General features: G+C 44.0%; 18 protein-coding genes. 4 read left to right on the top strand and 14 right to left on the bottom strand.

The window, feature by feature from the left end; all coding sequences use genetic code 11:
* Positions 1–177 precede the first annotated feature (177 nt).
* From HC965_RS22930 to HC965_RS22965, 8 genes are all read right to left on the bottom strand, one after another.
* A complete protein-coding gene (locus HC965_RS22930) occupies positions 178–1,158 on the bottom strand; it encodes a FecR family protein (RefSeq protein ID WP_223854992.1) in 981 nt (326 codons plus the stop codon).
* A 448-nt stretch (positions 1,159–1,606) separates the two neighbouring features.
* Positions 1,607–2,188, bottom strand: coding sequence for an RNA polymerase sigma-70 factor (locus tag HC965_RS22935; RefSeq protein ID WP_191033655.1), 582 nt, complete (start codon positions 2,186–2,188; stop codon positions 1,607–1,609).
* Between the two features lie 153 nt (positions 2,189–2,341).
* Positions 2,342–4,618 (bottom strand): GH92 family glycosyl hydrolase, encoded by a 2,277-nt coding sequence (locus HC965_RS22940; protein ID WP_191033656.1) that lies wholly within the window; start codon positions 4,616–4,618, stop codon positions 2,342–2,344.
* 101 nt (positions 4,619–4,719) lie between these two features.
* Positions 4,720–6,624, bottom strand: coding sequence for a GxGYxYP domain-containing protein (locus HC965_RS22945; RefSeq protein WP_191033657.1), 1,905 nt, complete (start codon positions 6,622–6,624; stop codon positions 4,720–4,722).
* An 18-nt stretch (positions 6,625–6,642) separates the two neighbouring features.
* Positions 6,643–8,286, bottom strand: coding sequence for a RagB/SusD family nutrient uptake outer membrane protein (locus HC965_RS22950; protein ID WP_191033658.1), 1,644 nt, complete (start codon positions 8,284–8,286; stop codon positions 6,643–6,645).
* Between the two features lie 14 nt (positions 8,287–8,300).
* A complete protein-coding gene (locus HC965_RS22955; RefSeq protein WP_191033659.1) occupies positions 8,301–11,291 on the bottom strand; it encodes a TonB-dependent receptor in 2,991 nt (996 codons plus the stop codon).
* Positions 11,292–11,313: 22 nt separating this feature from the next.
* Complete coding sequence (locus tag HC965_RS22960; RefSeq protein WP_191033660.1) at positions 11,314–12,378, bottom strand: LamG domain-containing protein; 1,065 nt, start codon at positions 12,376–12,378, stop codon at positions 11,314–11,316.
* Positions 12,379–12,513: 135 nt separating this feature from the next.
* Positions 12,514–15,090: a kelch repeat-containing protein gene (locus HC965_RS22965; protein WP_191033892.1), complete on the bottom strand. Its 2,577-nt coding sequence runs from the start codon at positions 15,088–15,090 to the stop codon at positions 12,514–12,516.
* Positions 15,091–15,203: 113 nt separating this feature from the next.
* On the opposite strand from HC965_RS22965, the gene HC965_RS22970 reads away from it, so the two are divergent.
* The 4 genes from HC965_RS22970 (at position 15,204) to HC965_RS22985 (ending at position 17,162) form a co-directional block, all read left to right on the top strand.
* On the top strand, positions 15,204–15,638 hold the full coding sequence (locus HC965_RS22970) for a phospholipase (protein WP_191033661.1): 435 nt from the start codon (positions 15,204–15,206) through the stop codon (positions 15,636–15,638).
* Positions 15,639–15,699: 61 nt separating this feature from the next.
* Positions 15,700–16,503 carry a metal ABC transporter permease gene (locus HC965_RS22975; RefSeq protein ID WP_022140326.1) on the top strand — a complete coding sequence of 268 codons (804 nt, stop codon included), beginning with the start codon at positions 15,700–15,702 and terminating at the stop codon, positions 16,501–16,503.
* Between the two features lie 21 nt (positions 16,504–16,524).
* The gene (gene tsaE / locus HC965_RS22980; protein ID WP_191033662.1) at positions 16,525–16,938 is read left to right on the top strand and encodes a tRNA (adenosine(37)-N6)-threonylcarbamoyltransferase complex ATPase subunit type 1 TsaE; all 414 of its coding nucleotides are present in this window, start codon (positions 16,525–16,527) and stop codon (positions 16,936–16,938) included.
* Entirely contained in the window at positions 16,935–17,162 is a 228-nt protein-coding gene (locus tag HC965_RS22985) for an immunity 17 family protein (protein ID WP_191033663.1), read from the top strand. Before tsaE ends, HC965_RS22985 begins: the two co-directional genes overlap by 4 nt.
* A gap of 71 nt (positions 17,163–17,233) precedes the next feature.
* Here HC965_RS22985 and HC965_RS22990 read toward each other — a convergent pair whose 3' ends face one another.
* The 6 genes from HC965_RS22990 to HC965_RS23015 form a co-directional block, all read right to left on the bottom strand.
* Positions 17,234–18,544: a DUF58 domain-containing protein gene (locus HC965_RS22990; RefSeq protein ID WP_191033664.1), complete on the bottom strand. Its 1,311-nt coding sequence runs from the start codon at positions 18,542–18,544 to the stop codon at positions 17,234–17,236.
* 83 nt (positions 18,545–18,627) lie between these two features.
* Positions 18,628–19,602, bottom strand: a complete 975-nt coding sequence (locus tag HC965_RS22995; protein ID WP_191033665.1) for a MoxR family ATPase — start codon at positions 19,600–19,602, stop codon at positions 18,628–18,630.
* 11 nt (positions 19,603–19,613) lie between these two features.
* Positions 19,614–20,882: a DUF4350 domain-containing protein gene (locus HC965_RS23000; RefSeq protein WP_191033666.1), complete on the bottom strand. Its 1,269-nt coding sequence runs from the start codon at positions 20,880–20,882 to the stop codon at positions 19,614–19,616.
* Positions 20,879–21,496, bottom strand: a complete 618-nt coding sequence (locus HC965_RS23005; protein ID WP_191033667.1) for a DUF4129 domain-containing protein — start codon at positions 21,494–21,496, stop codon at positions 20,879–20,881. The genes HC965_RS23000 and HC965_RS23005 overlap by 4 nt, the downstream gene beginning before the upstream one ends.
* A 16-nt stretch (positions 21,497–21,512) precedes the next feature.
* The gene (locus HC965_RS23010) at positions 21,513–22,451 is read right to left on the bottom strand and encodes a hypothetical protein (protein ID WP_191033668.1); all 939 of its coding nucleotides are present in this window, start codon (positions 22,449–22,451) and stop codon (positions 21,513–21,515) included.
* Positions 22,432–23,394, bottom strand: coding sequence for a stage II sporulation protein M (locus tag HC965_RS23015; RefSeq protein WP_191033669.1), 963 nt, complete (start codon positions 23,392–23,394; stop codon positions 22,432–22,434). Before HC965_RS23015 ends, HC965_RS23010 begins: the two co-directional genes overlap by 20 nt.
* Between the last annotated feature and the right edge of the window lie 41 nt (positions 23,395–23,435).

Here is a 23,435-nt window from a genome sequence, read left to right on the forward strand (position 1 = left end):
TGTTAGTACTTTAATTTAGGTTCACTATCTTGTGAATCAAGGAAAGTATTAATAGCCGAGGAATTGGGGAAGGTGGTGCAACACTTTCCCCCTTTTTATTCCTCGTTTGATGTCTATTTACTTTCGTTTTTCTTCTTCCGTTGTGTTACATAGGCATTAAACTTTTTAATCTGGTTATTAATAAATAGTTATCTCTCGCAGTGAAATTATCTTGTATTCAAATAAACCTGCCCGGCTGATTGCCTTCAATATCGTTTCAATCTGGTCGCTTTGGCGGAACTTACCCGAAATTATCTTATCCAACAGGGATGGATTATCTACCACAAAGCTGACATCATACCACTGTTCCAACCTTTCAAGCACTTCGCCCAATGGCTTTTCTTCAAAATCATAAATACCTTGTTCGCGATATTCTTTTCCTTCAAAGTGAGAAACAGACTTCATCAATTTTCCTTCTACCAATGATACCTTTTCGTTAGGCATCAGAGTGATTGTTTCTTCCGGATACTCTGCTGAAATAACCTGTACTTTCCCGGAAAGCAGGTCTGTCTCAAACTTCTGACTGTTGCCATAGGCGTATACGTTGAATTCAGTTCCAAGCACTCTCACATCATATTTCTGTGTCTGCACCGTGAAAGGGCGTGAAGCATCTTTGGTCACAGTGAAGAATCCTTCTCCATCCAGTACAACGGTACGTGCATCGGACGAGAAAACAGAAGGCCACTTCAAGGTGGAGAGAGAACTCAGCCATGCCTCGCTACCGTCCGGCAGGGTCAGATGCACCCGTTGGCCTTTCGGAACTGTTATTTCAGTATAAGAAAGCGTTTCCGAATCGGCAAATATATACCAGGCAAGCATCCATGTCAAGGCAATCATCGCGGCAGCCGAAGAAGCGTACCGTATGAATTGTATAATCTGCTTCTTTCTTTGTTTCTTTTCCTGACGAAGCATCAGAGCTTCCAAATTCTGTTCACCCTTCAAAGAATCATCTTCACGGGGTAACAATCCTGATAGGCCGACGACATTTTGCATAGTAGCAAAATCCCGTTTCAGTTCTTCGTCCTTTGTCAGTTGGCTGAAAAGTTCCCGTTTCTCTTCTTCGGTCGGTTCTCCGAAAAAGTATTTATTCCATTGGTTATTCATATTATCGTTCATCATATTGCGCGCTTTTGATAAGAAGACACATAGGTTTGAGTTTACCACCAAAGGAAAATGAAAAAAAATAAAAGAAAGTGGAAATATCAGTTGATGACCTTTTATATAATACCTGATAATTCATTCTCTTACTCTGTTTGGTACGATAATCAGGCTTTCTTATGCAGATATGGCTGCTTTATCATATGTTTTATTTCTATTTATCAATCGCCGACTAGGGTTGTCTATATAGACAACTAGAATTGGCTGATTAGACAACTCGAGTCGGCTAAGTAGACAACGATAGTCGGCTTCTGTTATGCAAACTATTTAAATTGATGAAATCGGCATAGATGAGGCGAAGGCTATAAACTATGAAGGTGTAAACTATGAGGATACAAACTGTGAGGGTACAAACAGCGAAAGTACAAGCTGTGAAAGTACAAGCTATGAAAAAGGGAAGTATCTTATTTCAGACTCCGAACAGAAGCAATAAAGGCAGGCAATGGCGTAGTTCTTCCCGAAGTTTTTTCAGGGCGATAGCCATCTGTCCTTCCACTGTATTCTGCGAAATGCCAAGAGATTCGGCTATCTCACGGTATTTCATACCTTTGAGTTTACTCATGACGAATATTTCCCGGCAACGTTCCGGCAAGGTAGAAATCGCTTGATGAATCTTCTTTTCCACTTCATCTATCGACATTTGAGAGTCATCGAGAAGTTGTAAGCTATAAAGTTTCAGTTGAAATTCCTGTTCCGCAATATCGGAAAGTGGCTGTCTGCGGTCGATTACAGAAAGCTGCGAACGAAGAAAATTCAGGCAACGATGTTTGACGGCTGAAAAAAGATAAGCATCGGGTTGTTGAAGTTCGGGAAGTATCTCTCTATGCTCCCATAAGTAGAGAAAGAAATCCTGTACTATGTTTTCAGCGTCTCCCACCGCTCCCACATAAAGAGAGGCAAAACGTACCAAACGCGCATAGTAAGCCACATAGAGCTTGGAAAAGAGCTGTTGCGCTGTTGGTTGTTCGGAAGAAGTGAAAGAATGTATCATAAACCTCGTATTAGATGCACAAAGGTAACAAAAGGAATAAGAAAATACAAAAGGCAGTTATAAATAACTGATGGTATGACCGGTATAGATGCAACCCCACTTGGAAGCTCTCTATACCGGTCAATGAAAATATATACTGAAAACCTATTGAAACTACTTGGAATAAGAATAAGGGAAGTCCTTGGGTTGTGTACCTCGCTGTGTATTGGGCACGCTGTCCATTGACAGGTTCAGTTCTCCACCTTTCAATAACTCTTCATGAGTCAGATAGTTCCGGGAAAGTTCCGCGCCATTGAACAATGCCTTTTGTATATAGGGGCGGTCTGCCGCGTTCTCTGCTGCCGAAACTACAAACGTTTTTCCTTCGGGAAGATGCAAAGTCACCTTCTTAAACAGCGGAGAACCAATCGCATACTCCGGCATTCCCGGGCAAACGGGGTAGAATCCCATCGCGGAAAATACATACCAGGCGGATGTCTGACCATTATCTTCGTCTCCACAATATCCCTTGCTTCCTGAATTATAGAGTTTATCCATCACATTGCGGATGTGGTATTGAGTTTTCCAGGGCTGACCGATATAGTCATACAAATAAATGGCGTGCTGCACCGGCTGGTTGCCATGTGCATATTGTCCCATATCCAAAGCGACCATCTCGGCTATTTCGTGGATTACGAAACCGTATGTTCCATAATTATAGGTATTCGGAGCGACAAACATAGAGTCAAGGCGGGCAATCATCGGGTCGTGTCCACCCATCAATGAAGATAAACCTTCCGGGTCGTGAAATACGCTCCATGTCCAATGCCAGGAACTTCCTTCCGTGAAAGGGCCGCCCCATTCTGTTGCATCAAACTTATCACGCCAGTTACCTTTCGCATCTTTTGCCCACATAAAACCATGTTCAGGATAGTAGAGATTGCGGTAGTTCTGCGCTTTCCGGTAATACTGTTCTGCGATATCCTGCTTGCCCAATGTTTCGGCAAAACGGGCGACACACCAGTCTGCGTAAGCAAATTCCAGTGTTTTAGCCGTAGCTTCGTGAACTTCGGGATAAGGAATATATCCCAGCTCATCATAATACTCGAAACCGTCACGTCCTACGGAAGCTATTTCCGGATGACGGGCTTGTGTCTGATGAATCATGGCGTCCAATGCTTTCTCCGCATCTACCGTACGTATGCCTTTCATCCATGCATCTACCAACAGAGAGATGGAATTATTACCTATCATACAGCCACGATGACCGGGACTAGCCCATTCAGGCATAAAACCGCTTTCATTGTAGGCATTGATGATGGATTGCGTCACGCGCTCCGATACTTCCGGATAGAGCAGGGTAAACATCGGATGAACGGCACGGAAAGTATCCCAGAAACCATTGTCGGTGTACATATACCCGCTGTGCACCTTTCCGTCATACGGGCTGTAATAAACAGGATTTCCCTGCGAATCGAATTCGTAGAACTCGCGTGGGAAAAGGAGTGTGCGATACAAGCAAGAATAGAAAGTACGAAGTTGCTCTTCCGTACCACCTTCTGCTTCGACACGTCCCAGATAGTTGTTCCATTGTTCGCGGGCTTTATTGCTGATAAGTTTCACGTCTGCATCGACCACTTCACGATTGAAGTTGATGGCAGCCTGTTCGGGGCTGATAAAGGAAGAAGCCGCACGGATAGTCAGTTTCTCTCCTGCCGGAACGTCGAACTTTAAATATGCACAAGTATAATCGGCTGCCACATTGGTTTGGTGATGAAGGAGTGTGTCACCGTTATAAACTCCATATTCACTAACAGGGTGACTGAACTCTACCATAAAATAGTTGGCAAAATTATCCGGTACACCTCCGTTATTGTAACGGGAAGCCCCCTTTACCAATCGGTTGCCCGGCTCTATTGTGATGGAACTTCCGCCATTGTAGGCGTCTACTACCACATACTGTTCCTCTTTATCGGGGAAAGCAACTTCAAAAACAGCGCCACGGGAAGTAGCTGAAAGAGTCGTTTTCACACCATTATCAAACGCAATATTATAGTTATAAGGAGTCGATTTCTCCTGTTCGTGAGAGAAAGGAACCAGGCGTTCTTTATGGCTGACTTTCAGTTCACCGGCAAGCGGCATTATAGAGAATGTGCCGTAGTCATTAATCCAGGGACTGGGCTGGTGTGTCTGCCGGAAGCCACGCATCAGGCTGTCGGTGTACATGTACATCCATCCACTCCCATTCTCGCCCGTCTGCGGACTCCAGAAGTTCATGCCCCAAGGCACTGCCACAGCAGGATAAGTGTTGCCGTGCGAAAAAGCAAAAGTAGACTCGGTCCCCATCAAGGGATTCACGTAGTCTACATACTCTACAGCCTTCTTCGACTGTTGGCACGAAGCAAACAGAAGAGGAAGACAGATTGATAAGAAAAGCAATCTTGAAACCATATCTATTGTTATTTGCGTAAGTTCCACAAATCTCCGCATCGCTTTTCCTCTTTCAAAGAAAAGGAGAAAGCAGTGCGGAGAATCCGTGAAACTCAGGTTAATTAAAATACTTCATTCAGATATCTTTTTGTTTGTTCGGGACGCTGACTCATGCGCAGACGCCATACTAATTCTTGTAGATTGACTACTTCAAAGTTATCATTCAGATGTCCTGCACAAAGTTTTGCTGCACCGGCTCCACGAATGTTTCCGGATTGATTCTCTATCAGCGGGTCATCTGTCTGCCCATGATTCGAGAAACTACTCCATGCGTGTACACAAACCACAGAATAACTTTCCTGCTGTGCTTCCTGTTTCAGCTTTCCACCAATATAAGCTGGAGTTCCTTCCCGTTCGGCATTGCGATTTCCGAAATTCCAAAGGGAATATTTTACGGTAATCACCGGAATATCATATCCTGCCTTGTTGGTCACCCAAACAACTTCGCCGCCACCGCCCGCATAAGGGCTGTACTGAATCGCAACAATACCTTCCAATTGGTCGTTGGCATCTACATACGCCTGAAACGCTTCTTTGGCAGCTTCCGATTTTACATTCATCGCCATCACACCGAGCAACTTCACACGATGCTGGCGCATATGGGCTGCCAAACGGTCGGCCACGACTTTCAGGTTCTTTGTCCGGTCGGCATTCTTACTATAATTGTCTACATAGTAGTAGCCACCTCCCAACATTTCCAAGATGGAACAATTGGGTTTCTGCTGGCTCAACAGATTGTCGAATTGCGCAGGTGCCATCATCGGCAAGACCGAAGCAGGCATACCATATGTCATTCGCACCTCTTCAGCTTCCGGAACATTATAGAAATCCTTAAAGTCGTTCATCATCCACTGTATATTATCACCATCGGACAGGAAGAAAGAGACAAAATTCTTTTTCTTTGTATAATCAAAGAACTGCGGATTCTTGACATGAGCCAACACAGGTTGCTGACGCCGGGAATAAAGCAAAGAAGTCAACGAGTGATTATAACTCCAGTCGCAAGGAATCATCGGGTGTCCGCTCTTGGATACCAAGTCTACGAAAGCATCTTCGCTCACACCTTGCTCCCAGCCATATACCGGTGCATTAGGTTCCAACCAAGCCAGTATTTCTTTCAACAGAGCTGTGTTTTGTCCGCCTAGCGAACTTCCTTGACGCTTATTCAGGTTTAAGACAAACAAATCGTTCTTGATAGCGAACTCGCGTAGCTCACCAGTCTGCACCGGCATTATCACCAAGGCTTTATTACTACATTTATCTTTAAATTCCGCCCAAGCCTGAGCCGTAGATTTGCTTCTCGCATCATACTTCATGGTATATCCCGCTTCTTCGTAATATTCTTTATCACGAACATCTACGATTATAGAATTGTAAATATGCGAAGCTACAGAAGCTACGACTCCACTTTCAGGGTTGTTCTCAATATCTGTCAGTACATATCCGTCGAACATTCCTTTTAGCTGAATAGTCACTCCGTCGGACTGTCCATAATCATTGCGCGCCAATTCCAGTCCGCTCTGCATTCCCTGTTCGTGAACCCCCATATCTTCGAGTGCCTGTTTAGAGAGTTTATAAGAATCATTGCCACTGTGGTCGTGCAACCAAACGGCTATTTCACTTTTTCCCTGTTCCACCGCACGATTGGCTAATCCAGCTAATGATTGGCACATCAAGTGATACTGTAATCCCCGCACTTTCTCTGTTTGCCCCAAATCGTTGCGGCTACCCACTGTCACCACTTCCACACAGTTCCAGTATTTTTTCGGTTTCACTTTCATCTCGGGCATATAGTATTGTCCTACGTTACTGATAGGATCGTAGGCTTCTACATAAAGAGAGGTGTTATTTTCTTCGTCCAATCCCTGATTGATTTTCGGTGATTCATACACTTCGCAACTAGCCACTGTCAGGCTTAATAGCAGGGCAGCACCGCATATAGTCGTTTTCATAATTAATTCTTTCATTTGTTAGTTAACCATTTATCAATAACCTTCATTCTGAGATAATCCATCGACCTTGTTACGTTCATCCTGCGGGATGGGACGTAGCAAATGATTCTTATTCAAATTATCATATTTCACCACAAACGGGTTGTATGCAGGTACACGTGTGAGTAATGTCTGAGTACGTTTCAAGTCAAACCAACGGTCATGCTCTCCCATCAATTCGCGTGCACGTTCATCCATAATGACATTGATATTCAAATCCGTCAGTTTCATGGCCTCATAAGCAGTTGCGTCTTTGGCTGCACGCTTGCGTATGCTGTTGATTCTCTCTATTGCCAGTTTCTTATTTCCGGCGCCCAGATAAGCCTCAGCACACAATAAATAAGTATCTCCCAAACGGAATATCACATCTTCGCGAGAACCGCCTTCACCCCATTGTATCTTTGTATCCTTGAATTTCCGAATCATAGGCATACGGTCTGAAGCGATTTCCAAAACAGGCAATGCCGTGGATTGCGGATACCATACATATTCATCATCCTGCTTGAACGGATAGAATTTCTTCGCATTATTACTCATGCCCGACTTATCATTCCAGCGGGGAAAATAGATTCCCAATTTGCCATAGTCGGCATTATCCGGATTATTGATGTAGTATTCACGTTCAAAAGTAACATCATAACGAGTGTCTATTTCGGGATTTGCATAGAGTTCATGAGCTTTCGGATTCACCCAGTATTTACGGGAAGCGCTAGAGTAATCACTTTGGTTCTTCGTAAACAGTTCCGGTTCCAATGCCGTTATGCTAAAGCCAAACTGTGCCTGCTGCGGGTTTCCTCCTCCCCTGTAATTCTTATCCAGTCCGTATTGGATAGCCCAGATTACTTCGGAATTTGCCTGGTTGTTTTCATCAAACAAAGCCGCGAAGTTCTCCTGCAAAGCATAGCCCGAAGAAGGATTTTCTATCAGTAGATCAAATGTCGTAGCTGCATCGGAAAAATCATTAGCGTCGGCAAACGGTTTATATGCCCGTGTCAGATACATTTTTCCTAAGAAATGAAGTACTGCCGCATTGGTCACTTTTCCTGCGGAGTTGGTAGTCATATCCAACTGGTCTTTAATATCATTCAACTCAGTAATGATAAAAGTGTAGATAGCCTGTTCACTGGTACGTTCCGCCTTTTGAATTACTTCCGTACTCTCTTCAGTCAGTAAGGGTACGGGGCCAAAGGTTTCGACCAGATAATAGTAAGCCATCGCCCGGAAGAAGCGGGCTTGCGCAGTCAGCGAAGTATATTCATTTCCTGCAATAGCGGGCGTACAACGGTTCAGCAGGATATTGCTTTCCTGCGCAATCTTATAAAGCACCTTCCAATAATCGCCCACGATGGGAGCAGTAGAGTTGAAAGTCTTGTCATAGCCATTGAACATACGTTCGGCAGGTTCTTCGGAGATAGCCATATAGATATCTGTTCCGTAATATTGCAGTTCACCCGTATTAAAGACACTGCGATAACGGGCATTAATGTCAGTCAGCAATTTCTGTTGCCCTTCTTTCGTGTTGTAGAAATCGTCTGTTACTGCCGAAGGGTTATAACTGTCTAGAAAATCGGAGCATCCGCTCAGCAAGCATACTGCCAGCAATGCCACATATTTGATTTGTTCTTTTAGTCGTTTCATAAGGTTTTAAGTATTTAGAAGGTTAAATTCACTCCAAAAGTAAACGTCATCGGATAGAGCGACAGAGATTTATACACATCTTCGCCAATCGTTTCCGGGTCCGGACCGAGATAGTCGGTAAACGTAAACGGATTCTGCACATTGATATAAGCGCGTGCGTTTTTCATCTTCATCTTCTTCATCCAGTTTTCGGGGAGAGTATATCCCAACGTTATGTTCTGTACCTTCAGGAACGAACCGGAAATCTTACCTAATACCTGTGTATGGTATGATTGCGCACCAATCTGCTGATATTCGTTACTATGATTTTCAGGAGTCCAGTATTTCACATTTAGTTTGTTCCAATGCTCATTATCCCATGCGGTAAACATATACGTGAAGTCATCATTATAGACACCTCCGATGCGTGCATACATATAGAAAGAGAAGTCCCAGTTCTTATAAGCAAAGGTATTGGTCATACCTGCCGTCCAGTCGGGAGACGGAGTGCCGATAACTTTATGGTCGCGTTCATCAATCACATAGTTTTCATCGAGATCGGCTACCCGGATATGCCCCGGCACTTGTCCGTACTTCGCTGCCAGTTCTTTGTCTTCCATCTGCCAGATACCGACTTTCTCCAAGTCGTAAATAACCTTCATCGGCTGACCGATAAACCAGCGGTTTGCCAAGTCGTCCTTCTTATCTCCGTAGAGGTCTACAATCTTGTTGCGGTTCAGTGAGAAAGTAAGATTAGTCTTCCACGTAAAGTCTTTCGTGGCAACGTTTACCGTATTCAAACCGACTTCCACCCCTTTATTGGATGAAGTTCCTACGTTTTCAAGGATAGAAGCATACCCGTTGAGACTGCCTACCGAACGGGCAAATATCAAATCTTTCGTAGTACGGCTATACACGTCAACCGTACCGCTGATACGGTTGTTCAGGAATCCGAAGTCAATACCGTAGTTCCATTCCGAAGTCATCTCCCAACGAAGGTCTTTGTTACCTTTACGGTCGCCAAGTCCGAAAGCATTTTCTCCTTTCCCACCATAGATATAATGTGCCAAGTCCAGTTTCGTCCAGGTGATATCATGGTCGATACTGTTATTTCCCGATTTACCCCAGCTGACACGAAGTTTCAAACTATTCAGCCAATCTACATTTTTCAGGAAGTTTTCATTCTTCATCTGCCAACCGATAGCTGCCGACGGCATAAATCCCCATTGATTTCCGGTAGCCAAACGTGAAGTCCCGTCATAACGGCCTGTTACTGTAAATAAGTAGCGATCCATCAACGTGTAATTGGCACGTCCCATAAAAGAAAGCATGGATGATTCCCAGTAGTAACTCTTCACGTCACGGATTTCTTCGGCCGTTTCAATCGCATGCCAGTCGGAATTGTAAGGAAGACCGTCACCGCGCATTGACGAACCTTTATGGGTTTCTTTCTGCACACTGTACAGACCGATAGCGTTCAAGCGATGAATGTTTTTCCATGTTTTATCATAGGTGATAATGTTATCCCACACCCAGTTCATATTCCGTCCTTCGCTCCGATAGGCTTCCGGCGCGTTGAGTCCGCCCTTAGCTTGTGTCATCGTTCCGACCCATTCTCCGCTTACATCCGAGTCATATTGGACTGCCACTTGTGATTTCAGCTTCAACCCTTTAATCGGTTGATATTCCAGAAAGCCGGAGAAGTTTGTATAGTTCGCCTCTTTCTCCCTTTTATTATTTTCAATCTGAATGAACGGATTAATCTTGCTGGAAGTAGGCTGGCAATTAAACAGATAGCTTCCGTCTTTATCATACGGGCTGACCGTAGGCGGCAAGAAATACGCATTAATCAATGCGTCATTGGCTCCTTCATTCGTATTATTCAAGGAGATATAGCTATTGATTCCCGTTTTGATTTTATCCGAGAAGCGATATTCTAATCCGATGTTAGCGGTGATACGCTCAAAACTTTCGTCACCTACCATACCATCGTCCTTCAAGTATCCCAAGCCAAAAGAGAAAGATAGTTTTTCCGTTCCACCGGTAGCAGAGATAGAGTGGCTGGTAGTCAATGCATTCTGAGACAGCTCGCGCAACCAGTCATAATATTCACCATGTTTGATACGACGTTTCTCATCAGTAGTCAGGAAGTCCGGACGGTTCAAAGAAGCATCTCCGTATTTCTTTTTCCACAAAGCGGTGCGGTAATCCACATATTCCATACCGTTCCCCATATTACCAATCATTTCAGGAATACGTGTGGGGGTCTTGAATCCTACATAACCGGCATAGTCAATGCTGAATCCCTGACGCTTGTTAGCTCCTTTGGTAGTGATAATCACCACACCGTTTGCACCCCGCGAACCATAGATGGCACTGGAAGAAGCATCTTTCAGAATGTCGATGGACTCAATATCGGCGGCGTTCAAATGCCGCATACCTGTCTGTGAGGGTACTCCGTCAATCACATATAGGGGTTCGTTGGAGAAATTAAAAGAGTTGATACCACGGATTTCTATTTTCGTATCCGAGCCGGGACGGTTGGAAGTCTTGTTCACCAGTACCCCGCCGACACGTCCGTTCAGCGTCTCGGTTACGTCAGTGGTAACTAATTTGCTCAATTCCCTACTGCTTACGGATTGGATAGAACCTGTCAGGTCTTTCTTTTCCACTGTGCCGTAACCTATTACCACTACTTCATTCAACTGCTTGGAGTCGTCCTGCAACTGAATGGTCAACTGAGTCTGATTCTGGCTGACGGTGATTTCCTGTGTTACGTATCCTATAAAAGAGACGGAAATCGTTTTTCCTTTCGGCACTTGAATGCTAAAGTTTCCATCCAAATCGGTCACTGTGCCGGTAGACATTCCTACGACCTGGATACTGGCTCCGGGTAGCGGCTCTTTCAGAGCATCTACCACAACACCTTTCACCGTAAGCACTTGTTGTGCCTGTACGCTTACCCATCCACACGCCAAAAACAGCAGGCAAAGGAAAGCTCTTATCTTTATTGTATTATTCTTCATAATCTTCGTCTGTTTATCAAGGTTAGTTTCCGGCTTTAAACCACTTGTAGTTTCCTACAATCTTTGCAGTATGTTTTCCTGTTTTGTCGGGAATGTTAGTGACATCCTCAGCCACCGACGTAAAGTCCCATGCGCACACTAGTCCGCTTTCCGTTCCTGTCACGTCCGAGTTCATTAATGACTTGATTTCATCGGCAGATTTCGCTGTGCTCCACATACGGAATTTCTTTAGGAATCCGGTCATACAGCGCGCTTTGTCCGTAGGTTCCTGAAATGCCCACATATTCCGGTTGCGTGTATTAGGCATATAATTCTGCAATACTCCGGCATCATTCTTCACATCATTCGTCTTGCTGAAGAATAGCTCACCATTGATATACATCTTCAGTTGACCTTCCGAAAGTGTACCGTCCCAGACTGTCACAATATGATTCCACTTTCCAAAATTATCGGGATAAGCACGTCCCTCTTCCAAGACGCGGCCTTCTTGCGGCCCCATACCGATAGTGGTACGAAGATTAGAACCTAAAAAATTAATCATCCATCCCTCATTGGGTTGGTTACCATCAAAGGTAGCGAGGAAAGTTCCGATTCCCGACTCGAAGAAACCGGCGTCATACTTCAGCCAGCCTTCTACTGTAAAAGTAGTGCCACCACCATAAGCAGGGTCGGAACCGAATTCGATACGTCCCTTACCGTCAATACCGAATATTTTCAATTCGGCTGGTGTCCCCGGTTGCAATGTCTCTTGATAAGAATCCAGAAATTCGGCAATCGCCTTTTCGGCAGAGATACAGTAGTTGTCAATCTCATACTGTAGAACAAACTGTCCTGCCATACCTTTAGAAATACCCTTTTGTAGCTCGTCAACAGCTTTCTGCAAACTTTGGGCATTTGCCAACGGGAAAGTGCCGTCGCTTGTACCGATCTTCGCGGTATCAAGCATGTTTGTCATGTCGGTCAGATGTGCATGCATACATTCAAGGGCAATAGGCCTCACTGAATCGCTGCTATCGCTCTTGCACGAGCTCATACACCAAACCAACAAGCAAAGGAAACTAAGTTTCATAATGAATCTTGTTTTCATACGTATTAGGTTTTTAAATAAAACAATAAGTAAAATAACATCGCTGCAAATCTAATGTAGCAAGGTTAAGTAACTTATTAGCGGCGGGTTAATGACGGGTTAATAAGCCCAAATATTTCATTAACCAATGGAATATTACTGAAAAGAAAGGGGATTGCTGCCCATCACGTCAGCATAAGAAACCGGATAATCTTCATTCATCAATTGTTTATACTCACGGACAAAAAGAGAATATTGCATAATGGCTTCCTGCGACGAACCCATAGAATGGAATGCATGCATACAATAAGCCAATGCGGTCTCACTAACCGGATCTACCCGGAAGAGCAGATGACAGAAACGGATAACGGTATCATACTTACGCTGTTGGTACAAACGTTCTATTTCCAATGGCAGGAATGAAGACAGGAATTCTTCTACCTTCTGTTTAAAATGATCCAATATCCCCGCATCCATACCTTCCAGAAATTTGCCGCGCATCAATAAGATGCCCAGTTCGCTCTCCACTTCTTCGGCATTCTTCAATTCACGGAAACGGAAATAATCGCAATAACAGTCTGTTAATACTAACCTGAAATAGCCTTTATCATGGACAAGTTCCACTCCGTCCAGTTCTGTCAAGTTCTTACGTATCTGATTAATCGTTACCCCTTTCAGGTTTTTAACCTTATCATCCGGCTTATCCGGCCAAAACACTTCATTCAAAGAAGCTGACAGAACACCATTGTGGGTACTGTGAAGCAAAATATACACAAGCACCTGCCGTAAGCGCGAGCTAAACAAATGGGTTATGTCACGTCCATTGCGGTCAATCACTGTAAAAGAGCCGAATAAATAAATCGAGTTGGAGCGCACGATTGACTCGTATGCTTTTTCTTTGGAAAGTGTATTCTTCGTTGAAGCATTCTTTACCGGTTCTTTCAGAACAGAGGTCGACGCAAGTACAGGGGTTTGTGCCGAAACACTCTCTTTGAAGTGCTTCCGCCGTTTACCGAAGAAGAAGAATCCGGCACAGATCAGTACTATTCCACCTACACTTGCGAGAATCCATCCCCAATGAAGGGTGAAAGAAGACTTTGAACCATAAGAACGAATCTCTTCCAAAGAAACCGGAGGATCGGATAACACATAGGTCCGAATGACCGAATGGCCTTCTTTATCAAATTCTGTGGTCGTACAATAATACTCATGCGTCAACGGATTATAATAAAGATTCGCATTCGTCATAATCTCCTCAGACCGCATCGGAATAGAATCACCCAATATCTTCATGGTTCCGTCGGCAACCGTCAAACGATAAAGTTGCAGATAGGTATCCGAAATATATTCCGGGTAGCACAGGGCGTACACATATTGTTCATCGGGTGTCAGTATCATATCCCGCGCAACGACAAGACGATGTTCAGAAGCATTTTGCCATAGGCGCTTTATGGCATTTCGCTTTCTATCGAGCAAATAGAAATCCTGGAGATAATTCCTGCCTACACTTTGTTCGCCTGACTCATTCCCCATCCCTCCGAAAATATAAATATGTTCCCGGCTCTTGTTTACTGCCATGCCTGAGAAATAACGGGGGACAATCCAATCACCGGAATAGGAAAGGCTATCCCACCGGTCTGTGGCAATATCATATTCGAGAAATGTATTGTTATAACGCTTATTACCAAATCCGCCGAATATAAGATACTTCCCGGAAGTTTCGTCCCAAAAGCCATCGTGATGATGCAACTGTACAGGCAAAGCAGCTGTACCCGTTTGCTTCCATTCTCGCTTGTCCAAATCGAGAGCTGCCACGGTGGCATCGCCCAATGGCAGGTTGTTCAGCTCATATACATAGAGTTTTCCATCGGTGGTATTCATAAAGTGAGTTGCCAGTTGCAGTTTTACAGGCAGCTTATTCGCATAAGGATAAGTTTGTGACTGACGTTTCAGTAAATTATAGGTAAGAAGCGAGTCCTGATTGAAAACAATCAATCGCTGACTATCCGGCTCAAAGGTGATGCCGGAAGGGGTTTGAGAGCGATATTCAAAAAGCTCTTCCCAATGATAAGAACCGTTGATAAGCCAAACGGGATTAATGACCGTACCCAATACTTTCCCGGTAGAGGTATGTACGTCTCCCCCTTCATTCTCATTCAGCGGGAAAGTGTATGAATAGCTTTTATCACCTTCCAACTTCATATTCCGGATTGCGAAAGTGGGTATATCCAGAATGTAATCATGGCGTCCAAAGAATAATTGGGGACAAAAGTCGCCTTTCAATCCTAAAGATTTAATTATCTTTTCATGGTTGCCGATATGGATGGTTAGTTGATCTTGCTGTAAATCAAACTGGAACGACACCGGAATCCATTGATATGCCAATGCGTCATTCCGTAAGTTCAGGGAGTAATGATTCTCCTTTCCATCCGTATTGAACTTGAATGTGCTGTTATCACCGTCCAGATAAGTATATGTGAAACTGTATTTCGTCTTTCCCTGATTCTCTTTCAACAGAAATACATATCCGAAAGTATCAAAATCACGAATGGATAATTCAAAGCTCAACTGAAAGTTTTTGGTGAAACAAGGTACTTCCCCTTCCTCAAATATCTGAAGAGAAGTCCTTTCTTTTATCTGCCTGTCATTAGCTTGGAATAACAATCCTTGCGAATAGGCAAACATAGTAACTTCAAGTAAAAGAAATAAAAGGCAAAGCCTACGCTGTATCATAGTCATTCGATTTATCATCACAAATATACGGGATTTTTTAATAATCACTGAATGTTATCACTACTGAATGCAAATTTATAAGTAACTTTGCAGAAATTTGATTTAGTACGATTATGTGGATACTCATTATAAGTCTGGTGCTGCTGGGTGTTATCGCACTGATAGCCGGAATCATCCGCAACAAGAGACTGCAAAAGAAAATAGAGAGAGGCGAACTAGACCGCATGCCGGAAGTGAAGGAAGTGGATACCGAATGTTGCGGACAACATGAAGTGTGCGAAAAAGATAGCCTGTTGGCTGCTGTCAGCAAGAAGGTAGAATATTACGATGACGAAGAACTGGATCTGTTCATAGGTCGCGAAGGGAATGCGTACACGGAAGATGAGACAGAACTGTTTCGGGATGTACTGTATACCACCAAAGATGATGAAGTGGCCGGATGGGTACGCAGCCTTCAACTCCGTGGCATCGAATTGCCGGACGACCTCAAAGATGAAGTGTTCCTGATTATCGGAGAAAGAAGAATCGTAGAGAAGAAAGAAGACTGACAAACATAGACCTTGTTTATCAGATTCGTAATTCAGAACTTATAATTAGTAAATTAAATCAGTGGATCTACTACAATATACATTCTTTCAACATGCCCTGTTAGGGAGCCTGCTCGCAAGTATTGCCTGCGGGATTATAGGTACATACATCGTTACTCGTCGTCTGGTATTTATCAGTGGCGGAATTACCCATGCTTCTTTTGGAGGGATAGGATTAGGGTTGTTTGCGGGAATTTCCCCGATACTTTCTGCTGCTGTCTTTTCCGTGCTGTCCGCCTTTGGCGTCGAATGGCTTAGCAGGCGGAAAGATATGCGTGAAGATTCCGCTATTGCCGTATTCTGGACGTTGGGAATGGCATTAGGTATCATGTTCAGCTTTCTGTCGCCGGGATTCGCTCCCGACCTCTCCGCCTATCTTTTCGGGAATATCCTGACTATCAATCAGGCTGACTTATGGATGCTTGGTATATTAGCGCTGATATTGACTGGATTCTTTTACCTGTTTATCCGACCTATCGTATATATCGCTTTCGACCGTGAGTTTGCGCGTTCACAGAAGATTCCGGTAGAGATATTTGAATATGTGCTGATGATGTTTATCGCATTGACGATAGTAGCCTGTCTGCGCATGGTAGGTATCGTGCTAGCCATCTCCCTTCTCACCATTCCGCAGATGACTGCCAACTTATTCACTTACAGTTTCAAGAAAATAATCTGGCTGTCCATCGGTATCGGCTTTTTGGGATGCCTGGGCGGGTTGTTCATTTCTTATCATTGGAAAGTCCCTTCGGGAGCTTCCATTATATTCTTCTCTATCCTGATTTATGCTGTTTGCAAAATAGGAAAGAGTTGTTGCAGGAAATAGTCATTATAATAGAATTAGTATATGGAAATCAAAATTCAATCACTGGAAAGTATCCATGAAGCAGCCCGCGAATTTATCGCTGCTATGGGCGACAACACTGTATTTGCTTTATACGGAAAGATGGGTGCCGGCAAAACGACATTTGTCAAAGCACTCTGCGAAGAATTGGGCGTGGAAGACGTTATCAGCTCCCCTACCTTTGCCATCGTCAACGAATATCGTTCGGACGAGTCAGGTGAATTGATTTATCACTTCGACTTTTACCGTATCAAGAAACTAAGCGAAGTGTACGACATGGGATACGAAGATTATTTCTACAGCGGCGCTCTTTGCTTCATCGAATGGCCGGAGCTTGTAGAGGAACTACTTCCGGGTGACGCTGTGAAAGTGACGATTGAAGAATTGGAAGACGGAAGCAGAGTTATCAAACTATGACCGGACAATATATCGTACAAGGAATCTTTGCGCTGGCAGGAATTGTGTCCCTGCTGGCGTCATTGCTCAACTGGGACTGGTTCTTCACAACGCGCAATGCACAGACCATTATCCGGAACGTAGGACGAAACCGGGCACGGCTCTTTTATGGCATATTGGGAATTATCATTATTGGCATGGCTGTCTTCTTTTTTATAGAGACTCGGAAAGCCATCACTCTTTGACGTAACTTTTTTTTCAGACAAAAGAGCAAAAGCACAAAAGATTACAGAAATATGATCTTTTGTTCTTATGTCTAAAGCAACTGCCGTGCTTTCATCTCCAAATACTTATTAATCACATCAATCGAAAGGTTCTCCGGTGTAGTCAATAAGGAATAGATACCATTCTGCTTCAAGGTAGAAACAACCAGTCGTTTTTCGTAAGCAAACTTTTCTGCAATCACATGACGGTAATAGCCTTCCGTATCTTTGGCAGGAGTAGCTATGTACTCTTTCAAATCAGCATCCTCGAAAAAGACAACGAGCAGACGATGCTGGCGATTCAGTTGTTTCAAATAAGCTAACTGCCTGTTCATACTGGATATACTGGAGAAATTCGTATATAACACCAGCAGGCTTCGCTTACTGATATGCTTATTCAGATGCACACAAAGAGCCGAGAAGTCCGTTTCCCCGAAAGTTGTCTTCTGGCTATAAAGTTTTTCAAGTAATGTCTGCATATGCCCCGGCTGCTTGGAAGCAGGAACGAACGTATCGAAATGCTCATCAAAAGTCACCAATCCCGCTTTGTCCTCTTTCTGCATTGCCACATACGAAAGCACCAACGAAGCGTTTATCGCATAATCCAGCAAAGTCATTCCGCGAAAAGCCTGTTGCATCACTCTACCCTTGTCTATCACATTATAAATCTGCTGTGAACGCTCATCCTGATAAACATTCACCATAAGCTCATGCCGACGGGCACTCGCCTTCCAGTTTATCGTACGGTAATCATCGCCTTTCACATACTCCTTTATCTGCTCGAATTCAGTATGATGACCTATCCGGCGAATACGCTTTATTCCCAGTTCGGTAAGATTATCACTGATAGCCAGCAATTCATACTGATGAAGCATCAGATAAGACGGATATACTTTTATATCCATCGGTTCGCCGCAAGTGTACCGACGGGAAACCAAACCTATCCGCCCGGTTACAAAAACCCGGATATGCCCGAAAGAATAAACACCCCGACGAGTAGGGCGAAGACGGTAACTGACTGTCTTTCCTTCATTTGCCCGGAGTTCTACACGAAAGTCAATATCTCGTTTTTGAAATATAAAAGGGATTTCGTCAATGATTTCCAAAGAAACAGGACGCGGATAACTGCTCTCCACCCGAATACTTACTTCGTTCTCGTCACCATTGGAGAAACGGTCGGCACAATGTCGGAATGCCTGAATCCCACGAATAGAATAAAGCAGATAACCATCCGCCAGTACAGTCAAGAAAAAGGCAAAAAGTACCCATTGCCCGATGACAAAAAGCGGAGCAAAGGCGTATCCACTACCCAACAAGAGGATAATTATGACGAGGGCAATATAGAAACGACGGGTTAAATACAAGGATATTAAGTTTTAAGTTCTAAGTATTAAGTTCCAAGTTTTAAGTAGTAAGTTTTTAATAAGCAGAAGTTTCCGTCTTCCGTTTACTTAGGCACCTCTACTTTATCAATCAATCTCTGCGTCACTTTCACAGGAGAATATCCTTCCATTTCCGCTTCCGCAGTCAGGATAAGACGATGCTGAAGCACGTAAGGAGCTACAAACTTAATGTCTTCCGGCATCACGAAGTCCCGTCCCTGCAAGAGAGCGTATGCTTTCGAAGATTGCAGCATGGCTACGGATGCACGTGGAGAAGCTCCCAGGTACACCGCTTTGCTGGTACGCGTCTGTTGCACAATCAATGCGATGTATTGAAGCAGCGTACGGTCTACAAATACCTGATTCATAAAAGCACGAAGCGACAGAAGTTCTTCTTTTGTGATGGAAGGCGTGATGTTGTCCAGTTTCACCAATGCGGCATTGGTATGATGGCGCTCAAGGATATTCACTTCCTCTTCAAGGGAAGGATAGTCCATCGTAATCTTCATCAAGAAACGGTCGAGTTGCGCTTCGGGAAGTTTGTACGTTCCTTCCTGCTCCACAGGATTCTGTGTGGCAAGAATCGTATATAGTTCACCCATCCGGTGCGTAGTTCCGTCGATACTGATTTGACGTTCTTCCATTACTTCAAACAGAGCCGACTGCGTCTTGGCAGGGGCACGGTTGATTTCGTCAACCAATACGATATCCGCAAAAATCGGTCCCTGATGGAAATCAAAGCCATTGGTTTTCATGTTGAATACCGTCGTACCCAATACATCACTCGGCATCAAGTCCGGCGTAAACTGGATACGGCTGAAGTCAGCATCAATCAGGCGAGCCGTCAAACGTGCCAACAATGTCTTTGCAACTCCCGGCACTCCCTCTATCAGTACATGACCGTTAGCCAGAATTGCCGTCAGCACCAAATCCACCGTCTGCTCCTGTCCGACAATGACGGAAGCAATCCGGTCTTTCAACTCCTGTATCTTCTCGGAAAAGAGAGTTAAATCCACTCGCTGTTCTGTATTCTCTTCCATAAATTTCTTCTTTAGATATGATTGATTATTTCATTCATTTTATCAATAAACACTTTCATCTGCTCCGAGTCAATGGCACGTCCACCGTAAAGCACCGGCCTGACTTCATGGATAAATTTAGCAATCTCTTCAGCATCCATCCCTGTCTTCCGGGCAATCCGCTCGAAAGAGCGTTTGTCATCCGCCACTTCCTCTATATCCACCTGAATTTCCCTCCGCAACTCTTCTGCCAAGTAAGCAAACTTCTTGCGAATCAGGTCAACATGGTCTTTCTTCTGAAAATAAAGAGTACCTATCAATTCAGTAAATTCGAGTGATTTGTTGGCCGGTTCACGGACAACGGGAATGGCTCGCTGCTTTCTCTTTGCGGTAAATATCATAAAGAGCAGGATGGTAATCATCGTCAGATACAAAGCCCAACGAAGCGGCTGGTGCGCAAGCAGATAGCGGAAAGGTGACTGTTGCACCTGTGCCGTCGCTTTCATATATCCTTCACTACGGACAATAGGAAGTTCTCCCATCTGCGATAACAGACGGAATATATAATTTACATTATTTTCGTCCAATACTCCATAGTTCGTAAACAACAACGGAGTAGATACAAGTATGATTTCTCCCTCACCCCACGGGCGGGCCATCGCCAGCAACGGATGATAGTTACTGTACACTTTTACCGAATCTGAATCATCCAACGCGTCACCGATAGCATCCGTCATATCCTTTTCTGCCAACTTCCGTACGACCTGCGAATCATAACGCCTGAAACTGGAATTACAGAATTGCGGATAACAACGGTATAACTGACGGGAATAAACAGAATCGGCCACCCAATAAATGCTGTCTTTCCTGAAAATGGAAGAAGCGTATTTCCTGAAAGCAGCCGCATTAAAATGGGAATAGGTACAATAAAATCCCAACGTATCTTCCAGCAATTTAGGATAGTTATTGCTCACCAACATTATCTTATTACCCCGTTCCGCCATTTTCAATAAAGCATTTACATCCGCTTTCACCATAGACAAGCTACTGGCAATCACCAATATTCCCATCTTGTCTACCGTGTCTTCATCCATCTGATAGAAGGTTTCCTTAGACAGGGAATAGCCATGCGGCAAAGAAGAAGACAGCAGGCTGTCGAACAACGCACAACCGAGAGGTTGTTCGTCATAGTGACTAAAAGTAGGTGTCCACACAAACTTCTTCGGCAGATTATACTCTATCGCAAACATTATCAGCAGGAAAGCTACAATAAAGACGATAAACCAACGACTCGCTTTCATGAAACGCCTCCTTTCCTTATTTCTTCCTGTAAGGTCTGCATGGTGCGGAAAAGTTCTTCCGTTGCCTCAAAGTTTCCGTAACGCACTCGCAAGAAGTGATTGGTAAGCTGGCGGAAAGCCGGCAACCGTACTTCAGCAAGATACTGTGTAGGCGTTTTATAAAGTTGCCAGTCAATGCGTTCCGCATCACTTAGCTGTTTCAATGTCTGCAAATAAAGTAAACGTACCGCTTCCCGATAGTCCTGACGGGAAAGCGCATCGGTAATCCCTCCCGGAAAATCTACACCATAAATCGTATCTTCCCCTACTGTATAAGGTAATGCGTTCTTACGTGAACGCATGAACAGTTCGGGACGTTTTCTGTAGACGAACCAAATAATCAGGAGCAGGATAATAATACCGATGCATATCAGGATAAGCCCTGAATATTCTTCAGCAAAACGGCTGCCGAATATTTTGCGCATGAATTCCCCGAACTGTTTGCTGAACCACTCGAACAGGTTAAGTTCGGGAGTAATCAGCTCACGGTTATAGTTGTATGCCGGATCGGACTGCCAAAGGGCAATCTGCGCCGTATCACAGACCAATGTATCAGCCGGGGAAGTGATATTCATCTATTCGGGAGTTGCTTTAGAATTTATCGAAATTGTCAATATCGCTTTCTACTGTAATGCTGTCTACTACTTCGGATGCATGGCCATACTGATAAACCAGTCCGACAATGCTGAATATTGCTGATAGATAAGAGCCATACAACATAAGAATAGAGAACAGATATTGTGCAAAGTTCAGTCCGACAGATGAAGCAACTTCGCCACCGTCACTCATGGCAAAAATCATTTTCACAATATAGATAACATACCACGGAATAGAAACAATTCCTTGCAGTACACTGGCAATGATTCCCATCACAATCAAAATCAGGAAGACTCCTCCCCAAGTGGCAAATCCCAAACGGAATGTTTTCTTGAAGGCCTCGCCCATTGAAATATCCTCAAACAAATAGATAGGTGACATCAAAGCCAAAGGAATCATGCAAGCAAACAGCAACGGGAAAGTAAGCAGTAATGTAAAAGGAGTCAGCCAAGCCAATAAGCCTATTATAATAATGGCAAAGATAAGTAAGAAGCTAATAACTACTCCCATGATAAACAATCTCTTGACATTGTGAAGCAACAACGGTTTTATGTCACTGAATACAATGCCGTTCAATCGTTCTTCACGCTCATTATACAATCGCACCATTGCATAAATCAAGGAGGTCAACAGCAAGGCACCTAAACATGAAAAGAAGATAACTCCCGCATAATTCAATGCAAAGGTAGGTCCCAACATAGCGAAAGGATTGTCGCTCACTCTTCCTGCGGACTGCATAGCGCTCATGTCTATCATACTTCCCATCAACCCGCTGAAATTAGCAGCTTGAATCAAGCAGATAGGGAGCATCAGATACGTTGAATACTTGAACAACTGTTTCCAATTCTCTTTTATAAAGTCAAAAGAAGCGTTCAACTTTTCGCCGAAGGGGCGTTTTACGTACATCGCAATCTTAGGTTTCTGTGATTCCATGTTTTTTTCTATTTGGTAAATAAATATAGTAGAAAATGATAAATGCTAAAGAAGTGAGGATCACACCCAGCCTCAACATATCAGGAAGTTCGGTGTGACGGGTGATGAAGCCTTCGATAAAGCCAGCCATAATAAATACAGGGACAGTACCAATTACTATTTTCAGTCCCCGCTTCGCTCCTCTCCGGAAAGATTCCAGTCTTGAATAAGTTCCGGGAAACAACCATCCGTTGCCTAAAGCTAATCCGGCAGCACCGGCTACGATAATTGCCCAAATTTCAAGCGTTCCGTGCAGCCAGATAGCAAGGCTGGATTCCCAAAGCAAATCGTGTTGATGAAAGAAGGTCTGAAAAGCTCCTACCATAATTCCGTTGGACAGAAGCATATATCCTGTACCGAAACTGGTGAATATTCCCATTACAAAACAGTTGAAAGACACCATCACATTATTAAGCGTAATTCCCAAAAACATAGGAACTTCTGAAGAGCCGCCATATACCGCCATCGGTTCTCCATTGGCTATATTCTCCAACGTCATATCTACATAGCCGTTTCCCAAAATCAAACGGACAAAATCAGGATCATTCGCGGCAGATAATATACCAATCAGTACGCTGGATATAAAAATAAGAAAGGAAGTCAGCAGTTCACGGCGTGCGTCATACATTGTTTGCGGAACTTCCCGTGTCCAAAAGGTAATAATTCGCCCCCACTTTTCGCGCTTGTTCCGATAGATTTCGTTGTGCAATGCCGAAGCCAGGTTATTCAAATAAATCGTAATGCGGGATGCGGGGAAGTGTGTCTGGGCAAATGCCAGGTCAGCAGTCAGATCCGTATAGGCGTCGGCGAGTTGGTCGGGGGACAGGCTTCCCGCCCGCTCCACTACCTTTTCAGTCTCTTTCCATTTTTCAATGTTCCGACGGATAAACGTAACTTCTTTCATGCTTTTCAAGAGTTTTCGGATAAGTTTTGTCCGAAAGCAGA

Source organism: Bacteroides sp. GM023, assembly GCF_014750685.1.
In the GTDB taxonomy this organism is placed as follows: domain Bacteria; phylum Bacteroidota; class Bacteroidia; order Bacteroidales; family Bacteroidaceae; genus Bacteroides.